At 45.9% G+C, this 17,463-nt stretch carries 20 protein-coding genes; all 20 read left to right on the top strand.

Features of this window, described 5'->3' with window-relative positions:
* Positions 1-99: 99 nt before the first annotated feature.
* The 20 genes from mtrB (at position 100) to trpA (ending at position 17,006) form a co-directional block, all read left to right on the top strand.
* Positions 100-321 carry a trp RNA-binding attenuation protein MtrB gene (gene mtrB, locus AC1DPK_RS12955; RefSeq protein WP_054024369.1) on the top strand — a complete coding sequence of 74 codons (222 nt, stop codon included), beginning with the start codon at positions 100-102 and terminating at the stop codon, positions 319-321.
* Positions 322-481: 160 nt separating this feature from the next.
* Positions 482-1,057 carry a hypothetical protein gene (locus AC1DPK_RS12960; RefSeq protein WP_477510547.1) on the top strand — a complete coding sequence of 192 codons (576 nt, stop codon included), beginning with the start codon at positions 482-484 and terminating at the stop codon, positions 1,055-1,057.
* 125 nt (positions 1,058-1,182) lie between these two features.
* Positions 1,183-2,043, top strand: coding sequence for a heptaprenyl diphosphate synthase component 1 (locus AC1DPK_RS12965; RefSeq protein WP_477510548.1), 861 nt, complete (start codon positions 1,183-1,185; stop codon positions 2,041-2,043).
* Between the two features lie 18 nt (positions 2,044-2,061).
* Positions 2,062-2,772 (top strand): demethylmenaquinone methyltransferase, encoded by a 711-nt coding sequence (locus tag AC1DPK_RS12970; RefSeq protein ID WP_339203276.1) that lies wholly within the window; start codon positions 2,062-2,064, stop codon positions 2,770-2,772.
* Between the two features lie 2 nt (positions 2,773-2,774).
* Positions 2,775-3,650, top strand: coding sequence for a UbiA-like polyprenyltransferase (locus AC1DPK_RS12975; RefSeq protein ID WP_076271344.1), 876 nt, complete (start codon positions 2,775-2,777; stop codon positions 3,648-3,650).
* The gene (locus AC1DPK_RS12980; RefSeq protein ID WP_339203275.1) at positions 3,644-4,309 is read left to right on the top strand and encodes a UbiX family flavin prenyltransferase; all 666 of its coding nucleotides are present in this window, start codon (positions 3,644-3,646) and stop codon (positions 4,307-4,309) included. Before AC1DPK_RS12975 ends, AC1DPK_RS12980 begins: the two co-directional genes overlap by 7 nt.
* Positions 4,272-5,120 carry a menaquinone biosynthetic enzyme MqnA/MqnD family protein gene (locus tag AC1DPK_RS12985; protein ID WP_477510549.1) on the top strand — a complete coding sequence of 283 codons (849 nt, stop codon included), beginning with the start codon at positions 4,272-4,274 and terminating at the stop codon, positions 5,118-5,120. The genes AC1DPK_RS12980 and AC1DPK_RS12985 overlap by 38 nt, the downstream gene beginning before the upstream one ends.
* Positions 5,121-5,128: 8 nt before the next feature.
* Positions 5,129-6,103: a polyprenyl synthetase family protein gene (locus AC1DPK_RS12990; RefSeq protein WP_477510550.1), complete on the top strand. Its 975-nt coding sequence runs from the start codon at positions 5,129-5,131 to the stop codon at positions 6,101-6,103.
* A gap of 29 nt (positions 6,104-6,132) precedes the next feature.
* Positions 6,133-6,576, top strand: coding sequence for a nucleoside-diphosphate kinase (ndk, locus tag AC1DPK_RS12995; protein WP_076271341.1), 444 nt, complete (start codon positions 6,133-6,135; stop codon positions 6,574-6,576).
* A gap of 29 nt (positions 6,577-6,605) precedes the next feature.
* A complete protein-coding gene (locus AC1DPK_RS13000) occupies positions 6,606-7,385 on the top strand; it encodes a CheR family methyltransferase (protein WP_477510551.1) in 780 nt (259 codons plus the stop codon).
* Positions 7,386-7,458: 73 nt separating this feature from the next.
* Positions 7,459-7,629, top strand: coding sequence for a hypothetical protein (locus AC1DPK_RS13005; protein WP_179089935.1), 171 nt, complete (start codon positions 7,459-7,461; stop codon positions 7,627-7,629).
* A 294-nt stretch (positions 7,630-7,923) separates the two neighbouring features.
* Entirely contained in the window at positions 7,924-9,093 is a 1,170-nt protein-coding gene (gene aroC / locus AC1DPK_RS13010; RefSeq protein WP_477510552.1) for a chorismate synthase, read from the top strand.
* 2 nt (positions 9,094-9,095) lie between these two features.
* Complete coding sequence (gene aroB / locus AC1DPK_RS13015) at positions 9,096-10,196, top strand: 3-dehydroquinate synthase (RefSeq protein WP_477510553.1); 1,101 nt, start codon at positions 9,096-9,098, stop codon at positions 10,194-10,196.
* On the top strand, positions 10,196-10,564 hold the full coding sequence (aroH, locus tag AC1DPK_RS13020) for a chorismate mutase (RefSeq protein ID WP_076271337.1): 369 nt from the start codon (positions 10,196-10,198) through the stop codon (positions 10,562-10,564). The genes aroB and aroH overlap by 1 nt, the downstream gene beginning before the upstream one ends.
* 359 nt (positions 10,565-10,923) lie before the next feature.
* Positions 10,924-12,495 (top strand): anthranilate synthase component I, encoded by a 1,572-nt coding sequence (gene trpE, locus AC1DPK_RS13025; protein ID WP_477510554.1) that lies wholly within the window; start codon positions 10,924-10,926, stop codon positions 12,493-12,495.
* Entirely contained in the window at positions 12,495-13,547 is a 1,053-nt protein-coding gene (gene trpD / locus AC1DPK_RS13030; protein WP_477510555.1) for an anthranilate phosphoribosyltransferase, read from the top strand. The genes trpE and trpD overlap by 1 nt, the downstream gene beginning before the upstream one ends.
* Positions 13,534-14,334: an indole-3-glycerol phosphate synthase TrpC gene (gene trpC / locus AC1DPK_RS13035; RefSeq protein ID WP_477510556.1), complete on the top strand. Its 801-nt coding sequence runs from the start codon at positions 13,534-13,536 to the stop codon at positions 14,332-14,334. The genes trpD and trpC overlap by 14 nt, the downstream gene beginning before the upstream one ends.
* A complete protein-coding gene (locus AC1DPK_RS13040; protein ID WP_477510557.1) occupies positions 14,331-15,008 on the top strand; it encodes a phosphoribosylanthranilate isomerase in 678 nt (225 codons plus the stop codon). The genes trpC and AC1DPK_RS13040 overlap by 4 nt, the downstream gene beginning before the upstream one ends.
* Positions 15,005-16,210, top strand: coding sequence for a tryptophan synthase subunit beta (gene trpB, locus AC1DPK_RS13045; protein WP_477510558.1), 1,206 nt, complete (start codon positions 15,005-15,007; stop codon positions 16,208-16,210). Before AC1DPK_RS13040 ends, trpB begins: the two co-directional genes overlap by 4 nt.
* The gene (gene trpA, locus AC1DPK_RS13050) at positions 16,197-17,006 is read left to right on the top strand and encodes a tryptophan synthase subunit alpha (RefSeq protein ID WP_477510559.1); all 810 of its coding nucleotides are present in this window, start codon (positions 16,197-16,199) and stop codon (positions 17,004-17,006) included. Before trpB ends, trpA begins: the two co-directional genes overlap by 14 nt.
* Positions 17,007-17,463 lie beyond the last annotated feature (457 nt).

Raw genomic sequence — 17,463 nt, forward strand, 5'->3', positions numbered from 1 at the left:
TTATTTGTTTATTTGCATGATAGAATGGATTGCACAAACGTTACACATCCACTATAATTCACATGGATAGTATGGAATTACGGATGCGGAGGGATAACGATGGAGCCTACACATGGCGAGTACATTGTCGTAAAGGCAAAAGATCAAGGCGTTCAAGTCATCGGATTAACACGCGGGCTTGACACAAAATTTCATCATACGGAAAAGTTGGATAAAAACGAAATTTTAATTTGCCAATTTACCGATCATACTTCAGCTATAAAAATTCGAGGTAAAGCGGTCGTGATGACGAAATACGGTACGATGGAAACCGATCAGTAACAACGAATGTGCAAAGCAGGCTATGCCTGCTTTTTTTTGCCTGCCTGCAGTCCGAATAATCATCCTGCACCGCTCGTACAATGAGAGATGGGACTTTATATTCATGCGGATCGAGTGAATTTAAAGGTTAAGGTGATAAGTTTATATTCGGAGGTGCAGAGTGAACATCGGAAAACCACTTTTAACAGCTTGTGTGACTGCGATAGCAGCTACATTATTATTTACATGGCTTCCTCATGCAGGATGGCAGCATTCGGCAAATCGCGGCGACGTCGCTGTTTTTCGCACGACGCCGGTCGTAAGGCTCTCCAATAACAATTTAGTAGATGTGCTCATTGCAACTCAGCTTCATGAGCGGTTGAATAAGGCGGAATGGAATAACGGCGTTTTATCGATCGATATGCGGGTAAGCACCAGTGAAGGCCGGCCGGCAATTTGGTTCTCGGATGTTGAGAAGCTTATTCGTGTCTCATTCATACAGCTAGAGAATGTGAAGCGTATTCTGATTCGAATCATTGAGGAGCAAGCGGAAGGCGATGCTTTGCTAGCTGCTGTTGATGTGCGGAAAACCGATGATTGGCTTATTTCGGAGCTGGACCATCTTGTGCAAGCGGATCCTGTGCATGATGAACTATGGAGAAAGAGGCTAAGAGTTAGCTTTACATCGGCCTGGGAAAAACGTTTTGGACCAGTATCGGGATTTACTGTAAAGCCTTCCTCCATTTCGCAGCAATAAAGGTGATGTATATTGCAATTTGTTGAACAAGCAGGCTCAATCATATGTTCTTTAGAATAAGTTGTGCTATAATAGTTTAGATTATTGAGCGGCGATTTGCGCTTCTCTGTTCGGAGGCTTCCCCAATGAGAACATACCGTATACCTGAAATAGCTCAAAAATATGTGAAATATGACATGATCGAGGAGCATACGTCTCTTCCTGACTTAGCGAATGCAAGGCTTCGCTTGCTACACGCCTTCCTGAGCCAGCAAGCGTCGCTACAGACCCACAGTGAGCTCTACACGCTCGTCGTATCTCTCGTTCAGCTAGGAATGGATACGCATGATTTAATCGACACACACCAAGAGCAGCGCTCTGAGCCGGAGATGCGTTCAAGGCAGCTTAAGGTGCTGGCAGGGGACTACTTTAGCGCAACTTTTTATCAATTGCTCTCGCAAGCCGGCGAAATTGAGATGGTTTCCAAAATCAGCAGCGCGGTTAGTGAGGTCAACAGACTAAAAGTTAATCTTTACGTTCGAATGAGGCAGCTTAAGATGACCTCTGAAGAATATTTAGGTCTTGCGGTTCAGCTTAAGAGCACGTTGTTCCAGATTTTCACAGAGGTGCTGGAGGGCGAGCTTTCTCGCGTCTGGCCAGGGATTCTGGATGGCATTAGCCGGTGCGAGGTTATAGTTGATGAAATCAAGCGCAGCGAGAACCCAGCTACGTTCGATAAAAGCTGGTCCTATTGGCATATCATGCAAGCGGGGTCAGAAGATGAGCGCATGCAGCTCTCTCAGCGTATGTATGAACCTGCATTTATTAAGAGTTTGGTGGAAAAATATAAGGTGCGCAGCCAGCTTATAGCGAAGCTGAAGGTCTCAGCAGATTCAGTGAAGGTTTTGGCTGGCAAGCTGGAATCGGACAAGTTGCTCGGAGAATTGACGACTATCGTCGATAATCTATTGAACGAAAAAACCGATTACACGCCTGCGCTCAATTAGACGAGGTGACTTGCAAGGGTGGATACGAACTCCAAGAGCCATGTGCATGGCGTATTTGAGAGGATTGCTCCAAAATATGATTTGATGAATGATCTGATCAGCTTTAGAAGACATAAGGCATGGCGGAAGTTTACGATGAAAAAGATGAGCGTTGCAAAAGGACAAACAGCGCTTGACCTTTGCTGCGGCACTTGTGATTGGACGGTTGCTCTTGCAGAAGCGAGCGGTACTGGACAAATCGTAGGACTTGATTTTAGCCAAAACATGCTTGATGTGGGTGCTGTCAAAGTAAACAAGATGGGCTTGAATAAGCAAATTACATTAGTCCAAGGAAATGCAATGAGCTTGCCGTTTGAGGATAATTCCTTTGACTATGTTACGATTGGATTTGGTCTGCGCAATGTTCCTGATTATTTACAGGTACTGAAGGAGATGCACCGCGTTGTTAAACCAGGCGGTTTAGTTGTATGTTTAGAGGTATCCAAACCAACCTGGCAGCCATTTAAATCGATGTACAATCTTTATTTCGAACGTATATTGCCAGTTATGGGTAAAGTGGTAGCCAAAAGCTTCAGTGAATACAAATGGCTGCCCGAATCACTGAAAATGTTTCCCGGTCGACAGCAGCTTGCTGAGCTGTTTGAAGAAGCGGGTCTTCATCAGGTGAAGGCATATCCTCTGACCGGTGGAGTAGCTGCGCTGCATATGGGGACAAAGGAGAAGAAATAGCAATGATTCGCAAATTACGTATTATTTTGGAAATGATTAAGTTTGAACATACTGTGTTTGCTTTGCCTTTTGCTTTTATGGGAGCGATTCTAGGTGCAGTAATGATGGAGCAGCGCCTTCCTTCATGGGGGGAGATCGGCTGGGTAACGCTTGCGATGTTTGGTGCTCGAAGCGCTGCGATGAGCTTGAATCGACTGATAGATAAGGCTATCGATTTACGCAACCCGCGTACTGAAAAAAGAGCCCTTCCGGCTGGCTTGCTTAAATCAGCAGAAGTCATGTTATTTATCATTGTTTCCTTCGTTTTGTTGTTTGTAGCAACGGCGAACTTGGCACCAATTGCAATGAAACTTATGCCAATCGCGGTAGCTTTGCTTGTTCTTTATTCTTACACAAAACGCTTTACATGGTTATGCCATGTTGTGCTGGGATTAACAATTGGACTCTCGCCGCTTGGCGGATGGGTTGCCATAACAGGTCAATTTGATCTAGCTGCTTGGATATTATATATTACCGTTTCTTTATGGATTGCTGGATTTGACATTATTTATGCAACACAGGATTTTGAGTATGACCGCAATGCTGGCTTGCATTCGATTCCGGCTCGGTTCGGTATTAAAGGGGCTATCTGGATTGCTCGGTCCTTTCATGTCGTTACGGCAATCGGCTTTATAGCATTGTTTTGGCTGACAGACCTTAGCTGGATGTACTTGCTTGGTACTTTGATATCGATTTCGCTTCTGTTCTACCAACATTGGATGGTACGGCCACACGATTTGTCGCGCGTCCAAACTGCTTTTTTTGGAATGAACGGTACATTAAGCGTCGTGCTTTTTCTGTTTGTTATCGTTGATTTATTGGTTATTCACCAATGGTAGACGGCCGCAACGAAACCAACTGGACGAATCGATGGGTAGTAGGCATTACAGGAGCAAGTGGTTCAATTTATGGAATAAGGCTTATTGAAGTTCTCCTTCAGATGAAATACGAGGTTCATCTCGTCATAACAGAAGCTGGTTGGAGAGTACTAAAAGAAGAACTGGGCTGGGAGACGACTCGTCGTTCAGCAGCTCTTGAACAACGTTTTGGCGATGCTATCGCGGAAGCTAGACTAGTTTTTCATCCCAATGCGGATATTGGCGCAAGCATTGCAAGCGGCTCTTACCGGGTTCAAGGAATGGTTATTGTGCCGTGCTCGATGGGGACGCTTGCGTCGATATCGCACGGCATTTCCGATAATTTGATGACTAGAGCCGCTGATGTTATGTTGAAGGAAAACAGGAAGCTGCTTATTATTCCAAGAGAAACGCCGCTTCATGCGATTCACCTTGAAAACATGCTGACGCTGGCTCGTCTTGGCGTTAGGATCATACCGGCTATGCCGGCTTTTTATTACAAACCGCAAACGATGGATGAAATGATTGACTTTTTAGTTGGTAAAGTACTTGATAATATGACAATCGAACATGATTTGTACAGAAGATGGGGAGATGAACAGAATGGGCATGAATCGCCCGATCACCATCGGAAGAATTGATTACGCGAATGCATGGCCTCTTTTCCATCAGCTCGAGGAGCGAATGGATGGGGATAGCTTTGAGGTCATTAAACGTGTGCCTTCTGAATTAAATAGGCTTCTGCAAGCTGGTGAATTGGATATTTCGGCTATATCATCATTTGCCTACGGATTAAACGCGGATGATTATGTGCTGCTGCCAGAATTGTCCGTAGGTTCGGTAGGGAAGGTCAACTCGATCTTTTTATTTCTGAAAGAGCCGATCAGCCGTAAACGTCCTGAGCGAATTTCAGTAACGACAACATCAGCAACTTCAGTTAATCTGTTGAAAATTTTGATGACATTGCACTTTGAATGCAACCCAGAGTATGTCACTGCCGCACCGAATCTGGAAAGTATGCTGGAGATAGCCGATGCTGCACTCATCATTGGCGATCCTGCCATTCATGCTTCTTGGCAAAACCACGGCCTTCATGTCATTGATTTAGGACAATTATGGAATGAGTGGACGGGACTTGGCATGACTTACGCTGTTGTTGCTGCACGTAAAGAAGCAGCTCTTGCAGCCCCAGAAGCCGTTCGTGCAGTATATAAAGCGTTAAATGCGAGCAAACAGTATAATAAGAGCCATCTTGGTCCACTAATTGAACAGGCCTGTATGCAGCTTGGAGGAGAATCAACTTACTGGGAGATGTACTTTCATTCGCTTCAATATGATTTTGGGAGCAAGCTGCAAGAAGGACTTAAATTATATTTCAATTATTCTAAGCAGCTAGGGTTGCTATCGAATGACGTGGAGCTTACTTTTTTTGAAGACCAATCTGCCCAATAGGTGAAAGAATGAAACTACTAGATTTGTATGCAAAGATGAAAGGCGACCTAAATCAGATCGAGCAGGAGCTTGAGCGCAGCATTTCGGATGATCATGTGCTGCTTGGCGAAGCTTCTTTGCACTTGCTTAGAGCTGGCGGTAAACGGATTAGACCGGTGTTTGTTCTGCTGGCAGGCAAGTTTGGCGATTATCAGCTTGATGTAATGAAGCGCGTCGCCGTCCCTCTCGAGCTTATTCATATGGCTTCACTTGTACATGATGACGTTATTGACGACGCGGAAACACGTCGTGGACAGCTCACTGTAAAATCCAAGTGGGACAATCGAATAGCGATGTATACGGGCGACTTCATTCATGGCAAAGCATTGTCAATCGCTGCTCAGCTTCCAAATCCGCAGATACATCAAATTTTGTCGCATGCGCTTGTACAAATGTGTATCGGAGAAATGGAACAAATTCGTGATTTCTTCAACACAGAACAATCGGTACGGCATTATTTGCTTCGGATTAGACGCAAAACAGCTTTATTAATTGCTATTAGCTGCCAGCTTGGCGCTGTTGCCGCGGGAACGGACCGAAAAACAGCAAATAGCTTATATCGCTATGGTTATAATGTGGGTATGGCATTCCAGATCCGTGATGATTTGCTTGATCTTTATGGAACAGAGAAACAGATCGGCAAGCCTTCAGGCTCAGATATGCGTCAAGGAAATATTACGTTGCCGGTTCTACTTGCCTTGCAGGACCCCAAAACCCGCGACCCTTTGTTAAAGGAAATTGCTTTGATCAGGGAGCAAGGCGGGAAACGAGATGCTGGACGAGCCATCGAAATGATTCGCAAAAGCGATGGCGGAGATCAAGCAGACCAGCTTGCAAACCGATATATTAAAAAAGCTCTCAAAGCATTAGAGGGATTGCCGAACGTCACAGCGAAGAAGAACTTGAGCGATATTGCGATTTTGTTTGGTAAACGTAATTATTAATCGTGCAAAATAGAAAGGAATGGTTGGGGATGGAAAGAACTTTTCTGATGATTAAACCTGATGGCGTTCAGCGCGGATTAATTGGCGAAATCGTTTCGAGATTTGAAAAAAAGGGATTGCAGCTTGCAGCAGCCAAGTTTATGGTTTTGAGCCATGAGCTTGCCGAGCGCCATTATGAGGAACATAAAGGCAAAGTTTTTTATGAGCCATTGCTCGAATTCATAACGTCAGGTCCTGTATTTGCGATGGTATGGCAAGGTGACAATGTCATTGCATTGACGCGTGCCCTTATTGGCAAAACGGATGCACTAGATGCTCATCCCGGCACTATTCGTTCTGATTTTGCTGTACATACGAATTTTAATCTTATTCATGGCTCGGATTCGGCAGCTAATGCGGAAAAAGAGATCGGCATTTACTTCACGCCAGCGGAGCTGGTGCAATACGAGCATACAATTCAACGGTGGATTTAATATTTCGCCCACAAGCGATGGAGGAGCCTATGCTTGAAGATCGTGATTTTGCACAGTTTATTGCCCGAATAAAGCAAAAGACCGACATTGATTTGTCGCAGTACAAAGAAGCTCAAATGAAACGCAGGCTGACTACATTACGAATGAAGCACGGCTATCAAACGTTCGATGAGTATTGGAAGGCGATTGAGCAAAATCGGACGATGCTAAATGAGTTTTTGGACCGTATGACGATTAATGTTTCTGAGTTTTGGAGAAATCCTTCCCGCTGGGAAGTTTTGCAAAAGCGCTTTTTTCCTGAGATGCTTGCTGCTTCTAATCGTCTAAAGGTTTGGAGTGCGGCATGCTCAACAGGCGAGGAGCCTTACACGCTCGCTATGATTTTATCTGAGCTGGGTGCCTTGCAGCGATCTACGCTTCTTGCAACTGATCTCGATTCAAATGTGCTGCAAAAGGCAATGGAAGGCAGTTATTTAGAGCGATCTCTGCGCGATGTTCCGCAGGTTTGCCGGCAAAAATATTTTAAGCAGTCAGAGGGAGCGTATTTGATTTCAGACTCCCTGAAGCAATTTATTCAATTTAAGCAGCAAAATTTGCTGCATGATACGTTTGATGGATCATTTGATTTAATTGTTTGCCGAAACGTAATGATTTATTTTACAGAAGAAGCAAAGCACTTATTGTATCATAAATTTTCTAATGCACTTAAACCGGGCGGACTGCTGTTTGTAGGCAGTACGGAACAAATTTTTTCCCCTGCGCAATACGGATTTGAGACCGCTGATACATTCTTTTATCGCCGGGTATAAGCGGCATGTATACCGTTTTCCATCTTCTCCTATACTAGTTAGTATGTAATAAACTTGGAGGATGAAGCAACCGATGGATAAACGTAAGGTTATAGCTGCCTATAGGCGTGGTTTTATTTCTATTCAGGAATGTGCGCAAATTATCGGAGTGGACAGTGGACAAATGACAAGACTTGTTGATGATCCATTGCTGACGAGTGAAGGCACGGCGATACTTAGGAAAGATCGGTTAACAGCAAATTAACTGCACGCTGCCTGGGCTGGCGGATTTGTCATTTTAGATGACAGTTCCACCAGCCCTTTTTTTATACGGTTACAGCGGCTTTCAAGGTGTCCAAATTCTTGTCAAACCTGTAACTGTGTACTATAATGAGCAAAGATGTTTAGTGCTGTAAAGCATAGCAGGCGCTTGAAAGCTGTTTGAAAATTTATAATTTTATAAGTGATGTACTTATAAAATCGCTTAAATTTCACCGCGAAACGAGCTTGTGCCGTCAATGGACTGTGTTAGTCGTTTACACTTGAGGAGGAGCTTTAGTTGACTTTAAGATATTTAACCGCAGGGGAAACACACGGTCCCCAATTAACCGCTATTATTGAAGGATTGCCAAGCAATTTGAAAATTGATTTTGAGGAACTGAATTTCCAGCTGCACCGTCGTCAGAAGGGTCATGGTCGTGGACGCCGGATGCAAATCGAGAAGGATACAGCAAACATCGTTGGGGGCGTACGCCACGGCAAAACGACTGGTGCTCCTGTAGCGCTGATCGTTGCAAACAACGATTGGAAGCACTGGACTTCCGTTATGAATATTGAACCGATTGAAGGCAGCGATGAAGAGAAGCGCCGCGTTCATCGTCCGCGTCCTGGTCATGCGGATTTGAATGGCGGACTTAAATATGATTTGAAGGATTTGCGCAATGTGCTTGAGCGCTCTAGTGCTCGTGAAACTGCAGCACGTGTAGCAGTAGGAGCGGTAGCTCGTCAATTTCTCGCGGAATTCGGGATTAAAGTAGCTGGACAAGTTATTCGCATCGGTGAAATCGAAGCACCAGCTAATCAACTATCCGTGGATGAGTTGATCCGTTTGACGGAGGAATCCTCGGTTCGTGTCGTTGACAAAGAAACCGAACAAAAGATGACTGATTACATCGATCAAATTAAAGCAGAAGGCGATTCGATCGGCGGTATCGTGGAATGTATTATCGAAGGCGTGCCAATTGGTCTAGGAAGCCACGTGCAGTGGGATCGCAAGCTCGATGGACGTATCGCGCAAGCGGTCGTATCGATCAATGCATTCAAAGGCTGTGAGATTGGAATTGGCTTCGAAGCAGCCAAGCTTCGCGGCTCGCAAGTGCACGATGAGATTATGTATGAGGAAGAGCGCGGCTATCATCGTGCAACGAATCGACTCGGCGGCTTCGAGGGCGGCATGACGAACGGGGAGCAAATCGTCGTACGCGGTGTAATGAAACCGATTCCGACGCTTTACAAGCCGCTTCGCAGTGTGGATATTGATACTAAAGAACCGTTTACGGCTCAAGTAGAGCGCTCGGACAGCTGTGCTGTGCCAGCGGCAAGCGTCGTGATGGAGCATGTCGTTGCATGGGAAGTTGCCAAAGCATTCCTTGAAAAATTCGGCGGCGATTCCATTGAGGAAATTCGCGCCAACTTGAACAATTATCTTGAACAGCTAGGGCGGTATTAAAAATGCGCGAGCTTACAGTTGAACTTGGTGATCGCTCTTATCCTATCTATATCGGGGAAGGCCTCTTGAAGGAGGCATCCTCTTATTTTATTAAGCATGGCATTAGCCAAAAATCGCCGCTGCTCATCATTACTGACTCGAATATTGCAGACATTCATTTGCAAACGCTTGAGTCTGAGCTTGCTGGCGCAGGTTTTAAAACGGCAAGCGTCGTTGTTCCAGCTGGAGAAAGCTCAAAGTCGCTAGCTATGCTCGAAACGCTTGTCGCTAAAGCTTTGGAGGAAGGTCTCGACCGCAAGTCTGCTATCGTTGCACTTGGTGGCGGTGTTGTTGGAGATCTTGCTGGATTTGTTGCTGCTTCATACATGAGAGGCATCAAATTCGTACAGGTTCCAACGACAATATTGGCGCATGACAGCAGTGTGGGCGGCAAAGTTGCCGTCAATCATCCGCTTGCCAAAAATATTATCGGTGCTTTTCATCAGCCTGAGCTTGTCCTGTATGATCTGAACACGCTGCAAACCCTTCCCCCAAGAGAAGTAAGCGCTGGTTTGTCGGAAGTGATCAAGCACGGACTAATTTGGGATGAATCCTTTGTCGCATGGTGTGAAGAGAATGCGGAGAAACTGCGCGCTCTTGATGCGGAAGCACTTGGTTATGCTTTGTATAAAGGCTGCAGCGTGAAGGCGGCCGTCGTATCGAAGGATGAGCGTGAAAACGATTTGAGAGCGATCTTGAATCTGGGTCATACGATTGGCCATGCCCTAGAAGCGGTAGCTGGATATGGGGAGCTGCTCCATGGGGAAGCCATTTCCATCGGGATGGTAGGCTCGGCTAAGCTGGGTATGCGATATGGTGCTCCAGAAGAGGTATATACCATAACGAAGCGCGTTCTTGCGAAAGCAGGACTGCCAGTGCGGCTCCCTGAGCATTTGGACGTAGATAAGATTATGGAAGCAATGATGCATGACAAGAAATTTGCTGAGGGTACGATGGTTTTTGTTGTGCCAACTGCAATAGGTTCAGTTGAAATAAAATCCGATGTCAGCATCCAATGGGTACGTGAGATCGTAGAGCAATTAAAGCAGGAGGTGCAACAATAATGAGTGTTAGAGGAATTCGTGGTGCTATTACTGTAGATGCTAATGAAGAACAGCCCATTTTGAATGCAACAATTGAAATGTTGAATGGAATCGTGGCCGATAATGAGATCGTGCCTGACGATATTTGCAGCGTGTTCGTGACGGTTACGAGCGATCTGGACGAGACATTCCCTGCTAGAGCTATTCGCCAAATGAAGGGCTGGGAGCTTGTTCCGCTTATGTGCGCGCTTGAAGTTCCGGTTAAAGGCAGTCTTGAGCGCTGTATTAGATTAATGGTTCTTATCAACACGGACAAGACGCAAGCGGAGATTCGTCACGTTTATTTAAACGGCGCGCAGGCGCTTCGTCCAGACTTATCTAAAGCATAAAGCTTTGACTTTAGCTCATAAAGAACAAATCCCTTTGTTGACGCATAGCTGTACGTTGTTGTATATTTAGTTACGTAAGTGAGAGTAGCAGAGTAGTTTTATGAGCTGAGTAGAGATGAGTCGAGATTAGTTGAGAGAAGCAGAGTTAGGCAATGAGAGATACGCGAGTTTGAGAAAAAGCTGAACGATCTTATGTGCAATGGCACACAGGATTGTAAAAGTGCTGCTTCAACGTATCTACACATGCGTCTTTTCCGCTTACACACTTCCGTCATCATCTAAACCAACGCTCCTGCTCTGGCAGGAGCTTTTTTTGTTTTTAATAATAGAATTTTCACTACTGAGGGAGGTTGTTCGGAATGTCAAATGAGCTGCAGCACGTCACCCGTCTTGCCAGTCAGTACAATTTAATTCCAATCGTTCGCTATATGATGGCGGACACTGAAACACCAATTCGACTATTCCAGCATTTTGCGAAAGAGGATCATGCTTTTCTGCTGGAGAGTGTCGAGGGTGGAGCGAAATGGGCGCGTTATTCGTTTATAGGAACGGACCCGTTCATGATGCTTTACGGTAAAAATGGTGAGATGGTGCTTGAACATCACGGCGTGAAGCATGTGCTTAATGACAAGCCGATTGAGCTTCTAAAAGCTCATTTGCGTTCCTTCCGCAGCCCGTCGCTGCCAGAGCTTCCTCCCTTTACAGGTGGAGCAATCGGATTTTTCGGCTATGACCTACTGCAATATTATGAGAAGCTTCCTGCCCACCGCATCGACGACTTGAATATGAATGACATGCAGTTTATGTTTTGTGATCAAATCATTGTGTTTGACCACTTTAAGCAGCAGCTGCAAATCGTTGGAAATGTTCATATCGCCGAAGGCTCTACGGATGCGGAAATCGCGAAGAGCTATGCAGCGGCAGTTGCCAAAATTGAAGCAACTATTGAACGTTTGCAGCAGCCGGTGACGATTCCTGTAACATCTGGACGCTCAATTGAAGTTGATTACGAGCTAGGTGATGTACAATCCAATGTGACGAAGGAGCAATTCATCGGAAACATTGAGAAGGCGAAGCAATACATTCGCGCAGGTGACATTTTCCAAGTCGTATTGTCACAGCGTTTTAGCATTGATACAGATGTTGATCCATTGCATGTATATCGCGTGCTCCGCATGATGAATCCTTCACCGTATATGTATTATTTGAAAATGGGCGAGGAAGTTATTGTCGGCGCTTCGCCGGAAGCGCTAGTGAAAGTAACGGGCGACCGCGTGGAGACAAGACCGATTGCGGGAACAAGGCCGCGCGGCAAGACGCCGGAAGAGGATAAGGCTTACGAGGTAGAACTGCTTGCGGACGAGAAAGAGCGCGCTGAGCATTTGATGCTGGTTGATCTAGGCCGCAATGACATCGGACGCGTATCGGAGTTTGGTTCGGTAACATGTGATTCGTTTATGGAAATTGAGCGTTACTCCCATGTCATGCATATTGTATCGAACGTTTCTGGCAAGCTGCACAAGGATAAAGACTTTTTTGACGCATTTGTCTCTTGTTTACCAGCAGGCACTGTATCTGGCGCACCTAAATTAAGAGCAATGGAAATCATTGCGGAGCTGGAGAATGAAGCACGCGGCGCATATGCAGGCGCTATTGGATACTTGGGCTTTGGCGGTACAATGGATACTTGTATTACGATCCGTACCATTATTTTTAAGAACGGCAAAGCGTATGTACAAGCAGGAGCTGGAATCGTTTGGGATTCTGTTCCGGAGAGCGAATTTTTGGAGACGGTCAACAAGGCGAAAGGCAGTCTTAAAGCCATTCGTGCGGCTGAAGCGATTTTTGCACAGCCAAAAAGTGCACCGGATTCCTTCAATTCCATTAACTCGGATTATTACGTCAAGGTCGGAGAGGGGATTGGTCAATAATGCAGGCAACCGAAGCGATAACGATGCAGCAAGCGCTGAACCAGCTTATTGGCGGCTCAAGTTTGACGAGGCAGCAAGCAGAAATGGTGATGAACATCATCATGAACGGCGAAGCAACAGCTGTTCAAATAGCTGGCGTCGTAACTGCGCTGCGGATGAAAGGCGAGACGAAGGACGAGATAACCGGGTTCGCTGAGGCGATGCGCGCGCATTCGAGCCATCTCCATACCGAACAAGAAGGTTTGCTCGATACATGTGGCACCGGAGGATCAGGTATTCATAAATTCAACATCTCAACAGCTTCCTCCATTATTGCTGCGGCGGCAGGCATCCGAGTTGCCAAGCATGGCAATCGCGCGATGTCTGGGAAAACGGGTAGTGCTGATGTACTGGAGGCACTAGGCGTACAAATTACGATAACTCCTGAACAAGCCGCACAATGCTTGGAGGATATCGGCATTTGCTTTATGTTTGCTCAGTTGTATCATCCATCGCTTCGCCATGCTGCTGCTCCGCGGCGTGAGCTTGGTATTCGAACAATCTTCAACATGCTTGGACCGCTCACAAATCCAGCTGGAGCAGATAGACAGCTTCTTGGATTCTACGATCGGAGCCGCACCTCTACAGTTGCCGAGGTGCTCGGTGAGCTTGGACTGAAACGTGCAATGGTTGTAAGCAGTCATGATGGGCTTGATGAAATTAGCATCTCTGCACCAACACAAATATCTGAGCTATTAAACGGTGATGTGAAAACCTACGATGTTACGCCAGAGGAGCTTGGACTAACACGTTGGCCGATTGCGGATGTTATGGGTGGTGAGCCGGAAGTTAACGCAGCACTTATTCGTTCTATTTTCTCAGGCGAGCAGCGCGGGGCTTATCGTGATATCGTGCTTGCCAACGCGGGTGCATGTATATATGTAGGCGGGAAGGCACAATCGCTTCGCGAGGGTGCAGAGATTGCTGCCAAGGTGATCGATTCAGGCGAGGCGCAGCGGAAGCTCGTGAGTCTTATTCATACGACAGGAGAGTTGGCAAATGTTTCTGGATAAAATTGTAGCTACAAAACGAACTGAGGTTGAGGAGCTAGCGGCTCGCTTTGACCTTGCGCAAGTGGAGAAACAAATTTCGGAGATGGAAGCATGCCGCGGCTTTGAACATGCATTATCGGCAGCTGGCCGCAACAGAAGTATGGGACTGATTGCCGAGGTAAAGAAGGCGTCGCCATCAAAAGGGCTGATTCGTGCTGATTTTGAGCCAACCATGCTTGCTGCACAATATGAAGCAGCTGGTACGGATTGTATTTCAGTGTTGACGGATCGTGATTACTTTCAAGGATCTAATGAATTTCTGCAGGCCGTGAAAAATACGGTAAAGGTACCTCTATTAAGAAAAGATTTTACGATTGACCATCGTCAAATTTATGAGGCCCGCTTAATCGGAGCGGACGCAATCTTGCTCATCGCAGCTATTATGACGCCAACGCAGCTAGGTGAGTTTCATGATCTTGCGAAGTCGATTGGGATGGATGTGCTCGTAGAAGTGCACAACAAAGAAGAGCTGGAAGGCGTTCTGGAGCTGGACAAAGCAACGCTCATCGGCATAAATAACCGCGATTTGAAAACATTCGTTACCGATCTAAAAACGACCGAAGAGTTAATCGGACTTATGCCGAAAAATGTTACTGTCATTAGTGAGAGCGGAATTGCGGGTAATAGCGATATGGATTACTTAAAGTCAATCGGCGCTCATGGTGTATTGATTGGTGAATATTTTATGCGGCATGAGCAAGTAGGACAATCGGTTACTGATTTAATGGGTGCGGTAACCGTTCGATGAAGCAGCAGACGCGTATCAAAATTTGTGGTCTGATGGATCTGCAAACGATTCAGCAGATGGATGGATTGCCTATTCACGAAATCGGCTTCATCTTTGCACCCAGCAAGCGATTGGTGGAAACGTCGACTGCATCGCAGCTTATATCAGCGGCTGCGAAGTTAAAGGCAGCTGGCGGTGAGCGCCCGAGAACGGTTGGCGTATTCGTAAATGAAACCTTTGCTAATCTGCAAAATCTTTTGTTAGAAGCTCCTTTAGATGTGATTCAATTGCATGGCAATGAATCGGCAGCGTTTTGCCAAATGGTGCGTGAGCAGCTGAACGTACAAGTATGGAAAGTATTTTCCATGAAAAAGGATGCCGAGGGCAGCACGCCAATGTCTGCTCTAGAGCAGTTAACGCCATACCGAGCAGCTATTGATGCCGTACTGATAGACGCACCTGGCGGCGGCACGGGTCAAACCTTCGATTGGGAAGCGATAAAAGAGTATAAGCAAGCAGCTGAAGAGCTTGGCATTACTCTGTATGTAGCAGGTGGTCTGCATGAAGGAAATGTGCAAGAGCTGCTAAAGACATATGCGCCAAACGGGATAGATGTATCAAGCGGTGTTGAGACGGATGGACGAAAAGATATCGAGAAAATCCGATTATTTGTAAGAAGGGTGATGGAAGCATGACACAAGTACCAGATGAGAATGGACGCTTCGGCAAATTTGGCGGTAGATATGTGCCAGAAACATTAATGACAGCATTATTAGAGCTAGAGGAAGCTTATCAGCATTATTCCAAGGACCAAGCGTTTCAAGACGAGGTTACTTACTTGTTGCATAAATACTCAGGTCGTCCGACTTCACTATACTATGCAGAACGACTTAGCGAGCATCTTGGCGGCGCAAAAATCTACTTAAAACGTGAAGACCTGAACCATACAGGTGCACATAAAATTAATAATACGATTGGTCAAGGCGTACTTGCCAAACGTATGGGTAAATCAAAAATCATTGCAGAAACAGGCGCAGGACAACATGGCGTTGCTTCTGCAACGATAGCTGCTTTGCTTGGTCTAGAATGCAAAGTATTTATGGGCGAGGAAGATATGAAGCGTCAGCAGCTTAATGTTTTCCGGATGCAGCTGCTTGGCTCTGAAGTTGTGCCAGTTCTATCAGGAACAAGAACACTTAAAGATGCATGTAACGAAACCCTTCGTTACTGGGTTAGCCATGTTGAAGATACGTATTACATTTTGGGTTCAGTTACAGGCCCGCATCCTTATCCGATGATGGTTCGTGATTTCCAGCGTATCATTGGCGACGAGGCTCGTAAGCAAATATTGACTGAAGAAGGCCGATTGCCGGATTATGTTGTAGCAGCTGTTGGCGGTGGAAGCAACGCAATGGGGATTTTCTATCCATTTATCAATGATGACAGCGTGAAGCTGCTTGGCGTTGAGGCTGCTGGCCGCGGTGTAGATACGATTGAGCATGCGGCAACAATGACCAAAGGACGTCACGGTGTATTCCAGGGCTCGATGAGCTATGTGCTGCAGGATGAGTATGGACAGGTTCAACCTGCGCATTCGATTTCAGCGGGACTTGATTATCCTGGTATTGGACCAGAGCATGCCTACTTGAAAGATTCCGGACGTGCTGAATACGTTCCTGTATCGGATGCCGAGGCGCTTGATGCGTTGCAGCTGCTATCGCGCACAGAAGGCATTATTCCAGCACTGGAATCAGCACATGCGATTGCTCAGACGATTAAGCTTGCGCCTACGCTTGATAAAGACAAAGTCGTCGTTGTCAGCTTATCCGGACGTGGAGATAAGGACGTAGAAGCAATTATGGGTTACTTGGGGGTAAATAAGCATGAATCTCATTGATACAGCATTTGCAAGGCTGAAGTCTGAAGGCAAAACGGCGCTAATTCCTTTTGTTACGATGGGTGATCCTGATCTAGCCACTTCGGTTGCTATCATCCAAACGCTCGAGAAGGCAGGCGCTGACATGATCGAGCTTGGCGTACCTTATTCCGACCCGCTAGCGGATGGTCCTGTTATCCAGCGTGCATCTGAGCGAGCATTGCGCCATAACAGCATTACAATCAAGGATTGTATTGAAATAGCTGAACAATCGCGTGAGGCCGGCGTTAAAATTCCATTCATATTGTTCACTTATTACAATCCGGTGTTTCAATATGGGCTTGAAGCGTTTTTCGAGCTTGTACAGAGCAAAGGCATCAGTGGTCTTATTATTCCTGACTTGCCAATCGAAGAAGATGAAGAGGTTAGGCAGCTTGCGGAAGCAGCTAATGTACATCTTATTCCTCTTGTGGCACCGACATCCAAGGATCGGGTTACTCGTATTTCACGCAAAGCAAAAGGATTTGTCTACTGCGTTTCATCGCTTGGCGTAACAGGCGTGAGAGCTGATTTTCATACAGGTATTGATGAATTCCTCTCGATGGTTCGCGAAGCGACCGATTTGCCAATCGCAGTAGGCTTTGGCATTTCAAGCCGTGAGCAGGTTGCTCGCTTTGAAAAACAATGTGACGGCGTGATCGTGGGCAGTGCAATTGTGCGTACGATAGAAGATGCCATTCCACTGCTGAATGATGCTGATACGCGTGAAGCGGGACTTAAACAAATCGGCGATTTTGTTGCTCAGCTTAAAGGGTAAGCAGACTATTTTAGATAAAGGAAGTTATACGCTGCGGAAGTGGCTTGTAATTGACATAGGATTTTATAAATAGCAGGAAAGCTCTCTAGACTTGGTCTAGGTGAGCTTTTTTTGCTTTATCGGGATAAGAGGGGGATTTGTAGCAGGGAGCTGTTTTGGAGGGATTTCGGTACGGTGATTCGGGAGTGGAGAGGACGGATGGTAAAGCACAAGGATAAATGGAGAAGCACGAAGCTGTTGATTTGAAAAGTAACTTTTGAAGCTAGCTTAGGGACATAGGATCCGTTATTTTAAAATAATTGGCTAAAATTGGTAGCGTCAAGAAGTTTGTGTAGTAAGATTATCCATCGGAACATTAGACCATTATTGATTGTTCGGGTAAGGCCTTTCCATATCGCTTGGTGTACATCTCTTCAAATGAAGCCTTTGTATCGGCATCTACAAACCCGCGTATGGC

This window comes from Paenibacillus sp. 01T424 (assembly GCF_056398745.1).